Origin of the sequence: Hymenobacter tibetensis (assembly GCF_022827545.1) — a bacterium.
In the GTDB taxonomy this organism is placed as follows: domain Bacteria; phylum Bacteroidota; class Bacteroidia; order Cytophagales; family Hymenobacteraceae; genus Hymenobacter; species Hymenobacter tibetensis.
This window is the reverse complement of sequence record NZ_CP094669.1, coordinates 447,070-460,942: the sequence shown is the minus strand read 5'-3', so window position 1 is coordinate 460,942 and position 13,873 is coordinate 447,070. Positions and strand designations below refer to the sequence as shown.

Sequence of the window (13,873 nt, the reverse complement as noted above, 5' to 3'; positions counted from 1 at the left end):
GCAGTTGGGCAATGGCGCTGCCTTACCCTGACTGGCTGTATCTAGCTGTATGACTGCCTTATAAAATTGGCTTTTAGTGCCTCTGTGGGTCTTCCAAATGTAGCCAGCACCCGAAGCAGTTAGTAATGCTATCTTACCCTTCTCTTGTACTCATTTAACCGATTTGTAACCCCAGCGCAAGCGAAGCGCGCCTCTGTAGCTCTCTAAGCCGTTGAACCGGCTTCTTGCGCTATATTTCTTCTTAATACTATTTTAACATTTTTTGCTTTGTTTACGCACCTGATTCCGTAGCTTTCTGTTATGCGCCACAACCTAATGCGGGAGGTAACTCCCCTCACGCAAAGCGACTGTTTCACGTTGTTTTCGCGCGTGAAAAAGGAGTTCAACTTTCCGCTGCACTACCACGAGGAGTTCGAGTTGAACTTCATCGTGAATGCCGCCGGTGCCAAGCGCATCGTCGGCGACCATATCGAAGTGATTGAGGACTTGGAACTGGTGCTGATAGGCCCCAACCTGGGCCACGCCTGGTTTACGCACCAATGCCGCAGCGAGGAAATTCGGGAAGTGACCATTCAGTTTCATAAAGACCTCCTGGAAGACCGGTTTCTGCACAAAAATCAGCTCAGCTTTATCCGGCAGATGCTCGAAAATGCCCAGCGCGGTATTCTGTTCTCGCGCGAGGCTACGGAGCGCTTGCGCGGGCGGCTTCAGTCATTGGAACAAAAAACCGGTTTCGACTCGGTACTGGAGCTGCTTTCCATCCTGCACGACCTCTCCACCTCGCGCAACATGCGCACCCTTTCCGACTCCACCTTCAATAGTGAGCAGTTCAACTACAACAGCCGCCGCATCGAGAAGGTATTTGAGTACATGCACGCTAACTACAGCCAACCCATTACGCTGGCGGAAGTAGCCAAGCTGGCCAGTATGCCGGAAGTATCCTTTAGCCGGTTCATCAAGAAGCGGACCGGCAGCACCTTTATTGATAGCCTCAACGAAATCCGGCTGGGCCATGCCACTCGCATGCTGATCGACACCACCCATAATGTGGCAGAAGTAGCCTACAAGTGCGGTTTCAACAACATTTCTAACTTCAACCGCATCTTCAAAAAGAAGAAAGGCTGCACGCCACGGGAGTTTCGGCAGAGCTTTTCCGGCACCCGCATCTTCATCTGAACGGGCAAACCTAGGCGGTATCGTGCGCTATGTTACGCCCATGTGCTACGCTCTTACCTCCCAGACCGGCTCCGGGGTATGCTGGTGGCTAGGCTCGATGGAGACAATCTGGAGTCCAAGCAGGTCGGGGCTACGAAACTGGTCGTAGAGGTCGGCGAATACCTCGTTGAGTTCCGTGCTGTCGGTGGCCAGCTGATGGTGTATTTGTCGGGTTTCAACTATTTGCCCTAACTCAAATTCAGCTAGGGTAAGTTGGCAGCAGACCGTGTACTGTAGCTCCTTTTTCATAGCAGTAGAAGGAAAGGATGGATACGGTAATAGAAGTGCAAAACTAATATCATTGGCAATTTATCCAAGTAAATTAGTATATATCTTACGTGTAATTCTTTTCTTGTTTACCTAGCAACCCGCTTCAGATGTAGCGTCATCAACTAGGTAGCTCCATATGCAAGGCATTCTCTAACGTGCTGAGCCGGCGAATTTCTTTGGCGTAGTGCGGCGCTTGCTATTTGCTGGTTTTCCAGATTGTGCATAACGTGCCACTGATAGCGTCGTTTTCTTCTCTTCCCCGCCTGCCATGTCTGTTGCCAGTCCCCACTCTCCCGCCCCTAAAACAGCCGCTCTGCTAAGCGCCGTAGTCATCGTGGCTTCCTTGGGCTACTTCGTTGATATATACGACTTGGTCCTGTTTAGTATTGTGCGAGTGGAGAGCCTGAAGGGCCTGGGAGTTACGGAGCCAGCCGCCATCACCGAGCAAGGCCAGTACTTGCTTAGCATGCAAATGGGCGGTATGCTGCTGGGTGGCATCCTCTGGGGCATACTAGGCGACAAGCGGGGGCGGCTGTCGGTGCTGTTCGGCTCTATTCTGATGTATTCACTGGCCAATATTGCCAACGGCTTTGTTGAAACTGTCGATCAATACGCGTGGCTGCGCCTGATTGCGGGCGTGGGCTTAGCGGGTGAGCTTGGCGCGGGCATTACGTTGGTAGCCGAGAGTTTGCCCAAAGAAAAGCGCGGCTATGGCACTATGATAGTGGCGTCGGTAGGTGTGTCGGGCGCAATGGTGGCGTACTTGGTGGGGCAGTATTTCGGCTGGCGCAACGCCTATTTTATTGGGGGCGGCTTGGGGCTGGCGCTGTTGGCCTTGCGGGCGGGCGTGTTCGAGTCGGGCATGTTCGAGCAGGCGAAGCGCGAAGGCGTAGAACGAGGCAATTTTGCCAGCTTGTTCACAAACGGCCCCCGGCTGGCCAAGTACTTGCGCTGCCTGTTTCTGGGCGTGCCATTCTGGTTTCTGGTGGGCATCCTTATCACCATGGCGCCTGAGTTCGGCCAAGAGTTTGGGGTGCAAGGCGCCGTAACGGGCGGGCTAAGCATTTTCTGGACCTATTTCGGGCTAACCCTCGGCGACTTCGCCAGCGGCACTCTTAGCCAGGTTTTCAAGAGCCGCAACCGTACGTTGCAGCTCTTTATAGCGTCTTGCGCTGCTATGGTGGGCTTTTACTTGTATGGGCTGCATGGTGCCAGCACCACTCTGTTTTACTTTGTGTGCTTTATGATAGGCTTCACGGGGGGCTTCTGGGCGCTGTTCGTGACGGTGTCGGCCGAGCAGTTTGGTACCAATCTGCGCTCTACGGTGGCTACTACGGCGCCCAACTTTGCCCGCGGCGCTATTGTGCTCATCAACCCAGCTTTTTCGGCGCTCAAGCCTTCGTTGGGTATCACGGGTGCCGCCACCGTTATCGGCGTCGTGACGTTGGTCCTCGCCTTCTACAGTGCCAGCACCCTACCCGAAAGCTATGGCAAAGAATTGGATTATGTGGAGTAAGGAGGAATAACTATAGATATTCAACTTTGCTCCGAGGATGCCGTATCAGACCTGAACTTCACTACAAGTCCGTCATGAAAAAGATCCTCGCCATTTTCGCCTTTGCAGTTGGTATCGTGAGCAGTCATACTGGCCAGGCTCAAACGACGACCACCCCAGCAGATTCCGCCCAGGTACGTTTGCAGATGCAGCAGCAACGCGCTGCTGACGCTAAAGCTGCCCTCGATGCACAAAAGCAACAAACCGCTTCGTCGCGCAGCAGCGTAGACCAGACGGAAAGCCAGATAAAAGACCAGAAGAACGCTATGCGGGAGCAAAAGCGTCAGATGAAAGAGCAGAAGCTGGAATTGAACCGCCAGAAAGACGCCGCCAAAGAGGCCAAGCGCCAAGAGAAGCTCGCTAAAGACGCCGCCAGCGCCGAAAAGCGCAAGGCCCGTGATGCGAAGAAGGCTGCAAAAGCCCTTAAGTCGTAACTATAAACTTGAAATTCAAGCTAGTACGCTTTGTGAAAACTCCGGCCAACTTGCCGGAGTTTTTTGCGTCTGCCTTTTCCGTTTCGCTTACCCTTTGTTCTCTATATGGCTGCTGAACCCACCAAGAATAAGCCCATGCTGTATCCATGGCATCATTTCGTTCTGCTACCGGCCCTGCTGGTTGTTACTATCTATGCCATCCGCCGGTACGTGGCCGTAGCTGGCGACGACTCCGAGGATTCCCGGCTTTGGTTTACCTTGATGGCCCTGGCCGTCGTCAGCTTTGGGGTGCTGTTGCTGCTGCGCCAGCACTATGCCCTCACGCTACAGGACCGCATCATCCGGCTGGAGGTGCGGCAGCAATACTTTGAAGCCACTGGCCAAAGCTTACGACCACTGGAAAACAAGTTGAAACTGAGCCAGATCCTAGCGTTGCGCTTCGCGGGCAATGCAGAACTGCCTGGCTTAGTACAGGCGGCTATCAGCGAAAACCTTTCCTCGAAAGATATTCAGGCCCGCATCCAGGAGTTTCATTTCGACCACATGCGCGTCTGATGTAGGGCCTTGCGAGCCACTACGCGCAGAAGCTTGGATTTTTTGGCCGACTTTTGCGTTATACACTCTTACCCGCTTACCCAACCGCACTTCGTTTCAGGCTCGATGCAGCCAGCCCTGCCGCTTGAAGCGCAGGGCACTATTTCAGGCTTACGCAAGGCGCCCATCATACGCCCTAAGCCCTCAACCAAGACCTTACTCCTATGATACTGTACAACGTTACGACCAGCCTCGATCCGGAAATTGCCGAGCAGTGGGTGTCCTACATGCGCGACACCCATATGCCAGAGGTAATGGCTACGGGCTTTTTCGTACGCAGCCAGCTGTGCCGTTTGCTTAATGAAGAAGACGACGGCATTACTTACGCCGCACAATACTATTGCGTGAGCCTAGAACAGCTAGAGGAATACCAAGCCGTAGCGGCTCCAGCCCTCCGCAAAGACATTGAAGCTCAGTTCGGTGGCCGATACGCTTCGTTCCGCACCATGCTGGAAGTGGTAAGCTAAAGGCCACACTGCCAACCCGATAACTCGAAGGGGGCGAGTTGCTGCTGACTCCATAGGGGTTAGCAGCAACTCGCCCCCTTTGCTATTTACGCCGGTACCACCATCCCGCCGTAGGCTTGCAATTGTTCGGCGTTGAGGTTGCCATTCAGCCATTCAGGGTCGAGGTTGGCTCCTACTTTCTTGTAGAAGCCAATGGCGGGCTCGTTCCAGTTCAGGACCTGCCACTTCATACGGTTGGCGCCGGTATGGCGCGCTTCGGCCACTACTGCATCAAACAGCTGCTTGCCAACGCCAGTGCCGCGCAGTTGCTCGGTCACCACCAAGTCTTCCAAAAACAGCATCCGGCCTTTCCAGGTGGAATACGCCGTGTAGTATAGCGCAATACCCACAATAGAGGCATCGGGCTGCTCGGCCACAAAAAACTTGAAGATAGAATCCGGTCCGAAGCCGTCGCGCTGCATATCGGCCAGCGTGTTCGTGACTTCGTGCGGGGCGCGCTCATACACGGCTAGTTCTTGGATGAGCGCCAGCACCTGGGGCAAATCGGCCTCGCGGCCACGACGAATATTCATGGTGGGGAAAGATGTGAGGGCGAAAAGTAAAACAGCCAGCCAGTGGCTGAAAACAAAGAATGAGCAACAGCGCGTAGTTGGCTGTTGCTCATTCCCTATTGCTTGCGAGCAGCTGGCTACATAACCGGCTGCATCTTTTTAATGTCTTCGGTGGCGTTTGGCGCGGTTATTTCGCGGGTGGCTGGCGTTGCAGCCTTGCCGCCAGTGGTGTCGGGAGCAGCCGGGATGGGAGGCAGTGGCTTAGTAGCCATTTCCTCGTCCTTGGTGAAATCGGGGTTGCTGCACGACGTAGCGGACAGCATCAGCGAAGCGGCCAACAGACCGAGCAGAAACGTTTTTTTCATGTGAAAACCTAAAGGTAGAGCTAGGGACGCGCGTTGTGGCCGCGAAGATACGAACCAAGTGGTGAATGCCTTCTACGACTTTTGCACTGTTTAGGCTATTGTTGGCGAGCAATCGGCTGGCTGGAAGCTTCGCAGTCGTGCTTCCGTCCTATTTCGCCTAATAGTCAGCGCCCTACGGCGCGCCTTATTTCTTATACGGGTTGATGCCCATGTTCTGGTATGCAAACGACCACACATCGGCCCATTCCTCTATCTGGAGTTTAGTGCTTTTGCCCGCGCCGTGGCCGGCATTCACATCTACCCGAATCAGTTGGGGCCGGGGGCCAGTGTTGGCAACTTGCAGCGCAGCCGCAAACTTAAAGGAGTGCGCGGGCACCACCCGGTCGTCGTGGTCGGCGGTGGTTATCATGGTGGCGGGGTAGGCAGCCGGCTTCAGGTTATGCAGTGGCGAGAACTTATAAAGGTTCTGAAACTGCCCGTAGGTATCGGAGGTGCCGTATTCCGGCGCCCAGTTCCAGCCGATGGTGAACTTCTGGTAGCGCAGCATATCCATCACGCCCACCGCAGGAAAAGCCACGCCGCAGAGGTCGGGGCGCTGGGTCATGGTGGCGCCCACCAGCAAGCCACCGTTCGAGCCGCCGGCAATAGCCAGCTTTTCAGTGCTGGTGTAGCCCTGCACCTTTAGGTAGTCGGCGGCCGCAATAAAGTCGTCGAATACGTTTTGCTTGTTGGGGGTCATGCCGGCTTTGTGCCAGGCTTCGCCGTACTCGCCACCGCCCCGCAGGTTCGGCACGGCTAGGATGCCGCCGTTTTCCAGCCACAGCATGCGCGCCACCGAGAAGGAAGGCGTAAGCGAAACGTTGAACCCGCCGTATGCATAGAGGTACGTGGGGTTTTTTCCGTTCAGCTTCAACCCCTTCTTATGGGTGATGAACATCGGAATCTTGGTGCCGTCTTTGCTGGCGTAGAACACCTGCGTGGTCACGTAGTCTTCGGGCTTCACATCTACTTTGGGGGCCCGAAATACCGTGCTGGTGTTGCTGGCGAGGTCGTACTTATAGATGGTGGTAGGGTATGTGAACGAGGTGAAGGCGTAATACACCGTTTTGGCATCGCGCTTGCCTCCAAACCCAGCTGCCGTACCAATGGCGGGCAGGGCTACATCGTGCTTGAACTCGCCTTTCTCGGTGTACACTTTGATGTTGCTGCTGGCATCTTTCAAATACGAAGCCACCAAATAGCCTCCTACCTGATCAACGCCTTCCAGCTTTTGCTCGGTTTGGGGCAGCACTTCCTTCCAGTTCGCCTCCTGCGGCTTTTTGGGGTCGATGAGCACTACCCGGTAGCGCGGTGCTTTGTAGTTGGTGAGCACCAGCAGCTGGCCACCAATGTTGCCGACCACCGAGTTGTTATGCGTGTAGCTACTGATGAGCGGCGTAAACGTATCGGCCTGCTTAGGGTCGGTTAGGTCCCGAACGGAGAGGCGGTTGCCGTCGGCCTTGCCATCGGTAAGGTAGAGCACCAGGAACCGTTCGTCTTCGGTGGTGCCCACCATTCGGAAGCCCAGCGCCATCTTGGGGTCCTCGTACACCAGTTGGTCTTTCGCCTGGGCGGTGCCCAGCTTGTGGTAGTACACCTTATGAAACTCGTTTTTTCCGGCCAAGCTGTTCTCGCCGGACTTTGGCGCATCGTAGCGGCTATAAAAGAAGCCGTCTTTGTACCACGCTGCTCCTGATACTTTCACCCAGTTCAGCTCATCGGTTAGCGGCTGACGCGTTTTCAAATCCATCACCTTGTACTTCTGCCAATCGGAACCGCCGCCGCTGGTGGCATAGGCCATGTACTGGTGGTCGTTGGAGAAGAAAGTGCCGGCCAGCGCCGTGGTACCGTCCGCCGAAAGCTTATTAGGGTCGAGTAGCACATCGGGTTGGCCTTCCTGCCCATCTTGCTGGGTGTACAGCACTGCTTGGTTTTGAAGGCCGTCATTTTTCGAGAAATACAACTGTCCGCCTTCCTCTTGTGGCACGCCAAACCGTTCGTAGTTCCAGATGGTCGTGAGCCGCTCCCGGATTTTGTCGCGAAACGGAATCTTCTCCAGGTAGCCGAAAGAGGTTTTGTTCTGGGCTTCCACCCAGGCTTTGGTTTCTGGGGAGTCGGGGTTTTCCAGCCAGCGGTAAGGGTCCGGCACGGGAGTACCAAAGTAGTCGTCTACTTGGTCGGCTTTGCGAGTTGCGGGATATTGCACGGGTATGCGAAAAGATGCGGAGATAGAAGAACTCTCGGGTACCGGCGAGTAGGTTTGCGACGAGCGGCAGCCCGCGAGCATCACCAAGGCCAGCGCCGGAAATAATCGTTTTTGCATGAAGGAAGTGACAAGGAAAGGCCCGAAGATAAATCAGGTATTGTGTTGCACGATGTGCTGATAAGCTCGCGCCTGCAAATCGTTGATGAAGTTGGAAGTGTGTTGTGCAGTTGACGTACTGCACCACGTTTTATCGGGCAGCAGACTACTCCTCAAACTGTACCAGCGCCTTTTGTTCCACCTGCCAAACACCTTCTACCTTGCGCAAAATTCCTTCCTCTACCGTTATAACTTGCGTGACAAGGCCAGCAGGCTGCTCGTATTCGCAGGCGGCAGCCAGCAAATCAGGCGGCGCATCCTGTAGCAGATATGCCTGCACAGATGGCGCCGGGCTCACCTGAAACGTAGCCAACTCGGGCCACTGCATGTCTAGGTAGATTTCATACACGCTATCAGGTTGCAGCTCTTCCGTAAACTCCTCGGCCTGAAATGTATTGGCTCTGAAAGCCGGACTGTAACGCACGAAGCTCTCGGCTACTGGCTCTTCAGCCGGGCCAGGCACTTGCACGGCCGGCACCACACTCTCGAAATCTTCGCGCAAAGCACTAGCGGGCGATCCAGCTGGTATAACCACTGGCGGACCAGGCACTTCCGTCATGGGTATTGGTGTGTCTTGTATGGTAGCAGTAGCGGGTACAGCCGTTGTAAATTCCGGGGTTGATGGCGCCGGCGCTACCACAGCCACCGGCTGCGCTATCACCCGAGGCACCTCTAGTGGCGGCGCAGCGGCTGGTGGCACTTCGGTTGAAGCTAGCGGCTGAGCTACTGCCGCCACCGGAGCGGCCAGTGGTGCGTGTTTGGCTAGCTCCGCTTCCAACCGTTGCTGCACAAGCTGCTCTATCTGGCGGTGCAGCTCAGGAGAAAGGGACTGAGCGGACGCGGCCGGAGCTGCTGCTGGGGTGGGTGTAGGCCGTGCAGCCATTATTTCGTCTTGCCGCTGGGTCATGCTGGCCACCAGTTCCTTCTGAAACACGGCCAAGTTGCGGCGCATCAGCATGTAGAGCACCAAACTCAACAAGGCTACTATCAGCGCCAGCGGGGCAAAAAATCGGTTCATCAAACTGTCGCCCGACCCACGCGCTGTGTCCTGAGCTTGCGCAACACCTGCCTCGCTCAACCCAGCATCACCAGGCACGGGTACTTCCTCGGTGGCAGCTTCCTCGTCTGGGTTTTCTTCGGCCAGTTCCTCGGCTTGGTCGCCGATGGGCGTACCGTTGTCCACATAGTTGGTCAGGGACGTTTCCAAGGCTGCCAGGCGCTGCATCCGGGCCGGACTAGCGCGGCGAGCCGGCGAAGACTTCAACCGGTTGATGATTTCGGTTTTCAGCTTCTGCAACCTCGACGGATTGGAACCCAGCCCTTTGTAGATGATACCGCGCCCCTCTAGCGGCTGATAAAGCGCACTAAACACGCGTTGGCTGTCGGCTTTGATGCTGTTCTCGAATTCCTTCAGGGTGCCGCCACAACGCAAGGTACTCTTGAGGTTGGGCCGGCCGTTGTCTTCGTACACGAACTTTGCGGTGGCACACCACACCTGCACCTTCTGCTCATCGAACGAGGGCTGCCCGAGCGGCGTCTGGGCAAAAGCGGCGTTCAACACAGCAAGTAGCCCCCCCAAAACAGCAAGGGCGCGGCGGAAAGTACCTATCATATACAAGCGAGTAGTTTTCAGAAGTTGAAGTTGATACGCGAAAGCCGGGCCAGCGGTGCGAAACGGCAGCTTTTTCGTTGGCCACATCGCACTACGCCCCAACCCTAGCTGTAGTCAATCTCGGTGTTGTCGCCGATGTTCAGGCTGTGGCGCATACCCCGGAACGAAGCATCCGAGCCCACGATACAATCGTGCATCACAGCTGAGCGCAGCTCACTGTAGGAACCGATAATAGACTCGCTCAGAATAGTGTTCTTCACAATGGTCCGGTCGCCGATGGCCACATTGGGCCCGATGATGGAATTGCTGATTTCGCAGTCTTTCCCAATGCTGACGGGCGGAATAATGATGGTATCCGGAAACTGGGGATAGTCGCGGCGGTCTAGGAACTCGGGGCGGTTGAGCAAGCGGGCGTTGGCTTCCAGCAACGAATCTTTGCGGCCGCAGTCAAACCAGTTGTCCACCGAAGCGGTGGTCATTTCGGCGCCGTCCTGAATCATGAGCATCAGCGCATCGGTGAGCTGGAACTCGCCGTGCGTGCGCTGGTCTTGGTCGATGAGGCGCTCCAAAGCCGTAGCCAGCCACTCGGAATTGGCAATCTTGTAGAGCCCCACCAAGGCGTAGTTGGACTTCGGAATGCGTGGCTTTTCCACCACTTTGGTTACGCGGCCGTTGACGGCCGTTTCCACCAGCCCGAACATCGAAGGCGTTTTCACTTCCTTCACGGCCAGCACGTTGCCAGCCGTTTGCATCATGGCAGGCAGGTCTACATCCACAATGGTGTCGCCGAGCAGAATCAGAATACCATCGGCCTCCTGCCGAAACGTGTCGCGGGCCAGCCACAAGGCGTGCGCAATGCCTTCGCGGGGCTCCTGCACCACAAACGTGCTATGAATTTGAGGATAGGTGCGGCGCACGTACCGCTCTATCTTCTCGCCTAGATAGCCAATGATGAATACAAACTCCTGAACCCCGGCCCCACTGAGCCGGTCGATGATGTGCCCGAGAATGGTATTGCCGGCCACCGGCACCAGGGATTTCGGCTGGGTGTGCGTGTGCGGGCGCAGGCGCGACCCAATACCCGCAACGGGAATAATAGCTTTCATTGAACAACAGGCGTGGCGTAAGTCCGCAAAATAGCGAATAGCAGCGGGAGCCGCTTCACTGACAACCGCTGAAGCTCGAATTCGTACTTTGGCACGATGAAATAGTGAGATTATAAGACCCTGCACGGCTTCTACAAGCCCGCCGCACGGCCTCAAAGAAAATATTATGCAACCGTAATATTATTTACTATTGCAAAAGCACCGTATGAGGCTGCGGTAAGCGGCTCTGGATTCTCACTGGCTTGTCGTTGTCTCTTACCTATTGACTGGTTTTTCATTTACCAACTCTCCCCTTCTTCTTTTTATGAAACGTTTCCTTCTCTACTTTGCCGGTCTGGTGATGTTGCTGTCTCAGTCGTCGTGCGGCTACAATGGCATGGTATCGCGCGACCAAGCGGTGAAATCTCAATGGGCCAACGTGCAAAGTGCCTACCAGCGCCGTGCCGACCTGATTCCGAACCTCGTGAACACCGTAAAGGGTGCCGCTAATTTCGAGAAAAGCACCTTGGAAGCTGTGGTGCAGGCTCGGGCCAACGCCACGGGCGTCAATATCTCGTCTGATCAGCTCACGCCCGAAAACTTGCAGAAGTTTCAGGCTGCCCAAACCCAGCTAAGCAGCGGCCTGGGCCGGTTGTTGGCCGTATCGGAAAATTATCCGGAGCTGAAAGCCAACGCCAACTTTCAGGAGCTACAAGCTCAGATTGAAGGCACCGAAAACCGCATCAACGTGGAGCGCAACAAGTTCAACACGGTTACCAACGATTACAACGGCTTCGTGAAGTCGTTTCCCAACAACTTGTTTGCGGGGATGTTCGGCTACGCCGAGAAGCCGTACTTCGCCGCCGACCCAGCTTCGCAGAAAGCGCCTACGGTTCAGTTCTGATTTGGCTGGCAGGGGTCTAGGAGTGCGTATGGGCAGAAAAGCAGGGTTCTGCTTGCTATAGTGCCCACAAGTAGTGCGTTAGCTTCGTAGTAAGGTTGTTGGTGGTGCCGAGCGGAGATGAAATACCGTTTCGCTCCAAGGACTAAGCCACCGGATTTATTGCCTTGCCGAGATGCTTCAACTCTTCTTGGCACGCCTGTTTTTTCTGCTCGTACCCCCTCTCTCGAAATCCCACCACCTATGACCAACCCCCTCACCCCCGACCAGGAAGCAGCACTCGTGGCGGCTATCCGGCAGGCTGAAATCACCACTTCCGGTGAAATCCGGGTGCACCTGGAAGACACTTGCCCTACTCCCGAACCGCTCGACCGCGCCGCTCAGGTGTTTGCCGAACTGAACATGCACCGCACGGCGCAGCGCAATGGCGTGCTGTTCTACTTGGCTTGGAAGAGTCGGCAGTTTGCCGTTATCGGCGACGCAGGTATCAATTCTGCCGTTCCTGATGACTTTTGGGAAACCACCAAGGAAACCGTGCTCAGTCAGTTCCGCACCGCCAAGTACGTGGCGGGGCTTGAGCAAGGCATCCGGATGGTCGGCGAACAATTGAAACGTTACTTTCCTTACGACTCCGTGACCGACAAAAACGAACTCGACGATTCCATTTCGTTTGGCGGTGGCATTACGCAGCCTCCTCGCGTATGATGCATCCCCTTCCTGTTTTATACCGAGCGTGGCTCCGGCCGCTGGTGCTGGTACTGCTGCTTTTATCGGTGCAGCTCGGCGCGTTGGCGCAGGAGGTGCCTGCCCGCCCCTCGCCCCCTCGCCTCGTAAACGACTTGGCGGGCATGATGCGGCCTGATGAGGTGGCGGCGCTGGAGCAGAAGCTGGTGGCGTACAACGACTCCACTTCTTCCCAGATTGCCGTCGTGACCGTACCCACGCTCAGCGACTATGAAATTGCCGATTACGCGCAGAAACTCTACGAAACCTGGGGCATTGGCCAAAAAGGCAACAACAACGGCGTGTTGCTGCTCATTGCTCGCAAAGAGCAAAAGGCCCGCATCCAAACCGGCTACGGCCTAGAAGGTGCTATTCCGGATGCCTTGGCCAAGCGCATTATCTCCAATACTATTGTTCCGGCTTTCCGCGAAGAGCAATACTACCAAGGACTTGACCGAGCCACCGACCAGCTTATTGCGCTGGCCAAAGGTGAATACAAAGCCGACCAAACCACCCAAACCCGCCAGCGCCGCACCGACGATAGCGGCACCGGCTGGACGTTTTGGGTGATTATTGGCGCGCTGGTTCTGTTTATGCTGCTTCGGTCGCGCGGAGGTGGTGGCCGGGGTGGCCGCGGCGGTCTGGGTGGCGGCATGATGATACCCCCCGTTATCTTCGGCGACTTCTCGGGTGGCCGCGGCGTATTTGGCGGCGGTGGGGGCTTCGGCGGAGGTGGTGGCGGAGGCGGTTTCGGCGGCTTCGGGGGCGGCAGCTCCGGCGGCGGCGGCGCCAGCGGCGACTGGTAACGCTGTTCTGTCTAGCACACAACTAAAAGAGGCCCGAGCTATTTGTAGTTCGGGCCTCTTTTATTGTTGTTCGGGCTGTACTTGCTTGTAGATGGGCAGCTCATAGAACGGACGCAGTAGCTGCACCACATCCAGCGCGTCGGCTAGGGCTTCGTGCGCCACTGTATCGTCTTCGAAACCAGCGCGGGCCTTGCAGATAGTCATGGTAGGCAGGCGCGAATCTTTGCGCCAATTGAGGTAGAAAGCAGCGGGGTCTAGCATGGCAGGCTCCGCCCGAACCAAGGTACCGTAGCCGGGCAATTCGCGCAGAAATCCGAGGTCGAAGGAGGCTATGTTTTTACCGGCCATGGTCACGCTCACGCAATCCTGCTTGTCGGGCTTGAAACCGTGTTGTAGCAAAAATTCCCGTAGCTGGGGCAACAACTGGTCGGGGGTGCAGAGCTCGGGGTTGGGTGCTTTATCGGCTAATTCCTGCAGCAGGCGGGCATTGAGAGCCAGCGCGCCGGCAGTGCCCACATATTCGGGGTGGCGCACCACACGCCGAAACGCAGGCAGTTCGGGCAGCGGCAATAGGTGCTTGGTATCTTCTATTACGGCGGCAAGTTCCAGGATTTGATGGCGCTGAGGCCGACCACCGGAAGTTTCAAGGTCAAGGGAAATGTAGCGCATGAAGAAGCTGTACGGCCTCCGTCTAGCGGCGTTGACGCAAGGGGGCTTCTACGCATCAAAATGGCTGTTCTACAGCCTGACCAGCAGACACTAACAATGCAAAGAAGCTTAGCAGTCAGATAATAATAAGGTCATCTGCTTCACCTACCAAGCATGGGATAATTTGTTCTCTTGCTACAAGACACCATCTGTAAAGCGCTGATAATTAGAAGCTACAGAGCCCAC

15 protein-coding genes are annotated in these 13,873 nt (G+C 55.8%); 8 read left to right on the top strand and 7 right to left on the bottom strand.

The features are described 5' to 3' along the window. Window positions 1-300 precede the first annotated feature (300 nt). Window positions 301-1,176: a helix-turn-helix domain-containing protein gene (locus tag MTX78_RS01830; protein ID WP_243799383.1), complete on the top strand. Its 876-nt coding sequence runs from the start codon at window positions 301-303 to the stop codon at window positions 1,174-1,176. Between the two features lie 45 nt (window positions 1,177-1,221). On the opposite strand, the gene MTX78_RS01825 is transcribed toward MTX78_RS01830, so the two are convergent. Beyond that, entirely contained in the window at window positions 1,222-1,464 is a 243-nt protein-coding gene (locus MTX78_RS01825; protein WP_243799381.1) for a hypothetical protein, read from the bottom strand. A gap of 289 nt (window positions 1,465-1,753) precedes the next feature. Between MTX78_RS01825 and MTX78_RS01820 the strand changes: the two genes are divergently transcribed. The 4 genes from MTX78_RS01820 (at window position 1,754) to MTX78_RS01805 (ending at window position 4,535) form a co-directional block, all read left to right on the top strand. Then, window positions 1,754-3,001 (top strand): MFS transporter, encoded by a 1,248-nt coding sequence (locus MTX78_RS01820; RefSeq protein WP_243799379.1) that lies wholly within the window; start codon window positions 1,754-1,756, stop codon window positions 2,999-3,001. A 74-nt stretch (window positions 3,002-3,075) separates the two neighbouring features. Next, window positions 3,076-3,474 carry a hypothetical protein gene (locus tag MTX78_RS01815; RefSeq protein WP_243799377.1) on the top strand — a complete coding sequence of 133 codons (399 nt, stop codon included), beginning with the start codon at window positions 3,076-3,078 and terminating at the stop codon, window positions 3,472-3,474. A 105-nt stretch (window positions 3,475-3,579) separates the two neighbouring features. Then, window positions 3,580-4,029, top strand: a complete 450-nt coding sequence (locus MTX78_RS01810; protein WP_243799376.1) for a DUF6526 family protein — start codon at window positions 3,580-3,582, stop codon at window positions 4,027-4,029. 203 nt (window positions 4,030-4,232) lie between these two features. Then, entirely contained in the window at window positions 4,233-4,535 is a 303-nt protein-coding gene (locus tag MTX78_RS01805; RefSeq protein ID WP_243799374.1) for a DUF4286 family protein, read from the top strand. An 86-nt stretch (window positions 4,536-4,621) separates the two neighbouring features. On the opposite strand, the gene MTX78_RS01800 is transcribed toward MTX78_RS01805, so the two are convergent. From MTX78_RS01800 to MTX78_RS01780, 5 genes are all read right to left on the bottom strand, one after another. Next, window positions 4,622-5,107, bottom strand: coding sequence for a GNAT family N-acetyltransferase (locus tag MTX78_RS01800; protein WP_243799373.1), 486 nt, complete (start codon window positions 5,105-5,107; stop codon window positions 4,622-4,624). Window positions 5,108-5,223: 116 nt separating this feature from the next. Then, window positions 5,224-5,451 (bottom strand): hypothetical protein, encoded by a 228-nt coding sequence (locus MTX78_RS01795; RefSeq protein ID WP_243799371.1) that lies wholly within the window; start codon window positions 5,449-5,451, stop codon window positions 5,224-5,226. Window positions 5,452-5,635: 184 nt separating this feature from the next. After that, entirely contained in the window at window positions 5,636-7,813 is a 2,178-nt protein-coding gene (locus MTX78_RS01790) for a prolyl oligopeptidase family serine peptidase (RefSeq protein WP_243799370.1), read from the bottom strand. A gap of 145 nt (window positions 7,814-7,958) precedes the next feature. After that, window positions 7,959-9,464: a hypothetical protein gene (locus MTX78_RS01785; protein WP_243799368.1), complete on the bottom strand. Its 1,506-nt coding sequence runs from the start codon at window positions 9,462-9,464 to the stop codon at window positions 7,959-7,961. A gap of 104 nt (window positions 9,465-9,568) precedes the next feature. After that, window positions 9,569-10,570, bottom strand: a complete 1,002-nt coding sequence (locus MTX78_RS01780) for a sugar phosphate nucleotidyltransferase (protein WP_243799366.1) — start codon at window positions 10,568-10,570, stop codon at window positions 9,569-9,571. Between the two features lie 304 nt (window positions 10,571-10,874). Here MTX78_RS01780 and MTX78_RS01775 point away from each other — a divergent pair, with 304 nt between their 5' ends. From MTX78_RS01775 to MTX78_RS25250, 3 genes are all read left to right on the top strand, one after another. Next, window positions 10,875-11,453, top strand: coding sequence for a LemA family protein (locus MTX78_RS01775; RefSeq protein WP_243799364.1), 579 nt, complete (start codon window positions 10,875-10,877; stop codon window positions 11,451-11,453). Window positions 11,454-11,693: 240 nt separating this feature from the next. Beyond that, window positions 11,694-12,155: a TPM domain-containing protein gene (locus MTX78_RS01770; protein ID WP_243799363.1), complete on the top strand. Its 462-nt coding sequence runs from the start codon at window positions 11,694-11,696 to the stop codon at window positions 12,153-12,155. Then, window positions 12,152-12,979 carry a TPM domain-containing protein gene (locus MTX78_RS25250; RefSeq protein WP_262924448.1) on the top strand — a complete coding sequence of 276 codons (828 nt, stop codon included), beginning with the start codon at window positions 12,152-12,154 and terminating at the stop codon, window positions 12,977-12,979. The genes MTX78_RS01770 and MTX78_RS25250 overlap by 4 nt, the downstream gene beginning before the upstream one ends. A gap of 60 nt (window positions 12,980-13,039) precedes the next feature. Here MTX78_RS25250 and MTX78_RS01755 read toward each other — a convergent pair whose 3' ends face one another. Next, window positions 13,040-13,648: a 3'-5' exonuclease family protein gene (locus MTX78_RS01755; RefSeq protein WP_243799361.1), complete on the bottom strand. Its 609-nt coding sequence runs from the start codon at window positions 13,646-13,648 to the stop codon at window positions 13,040-13,042. Window positions 13,649-13,873: the final 225 nt, after the last annotated feature.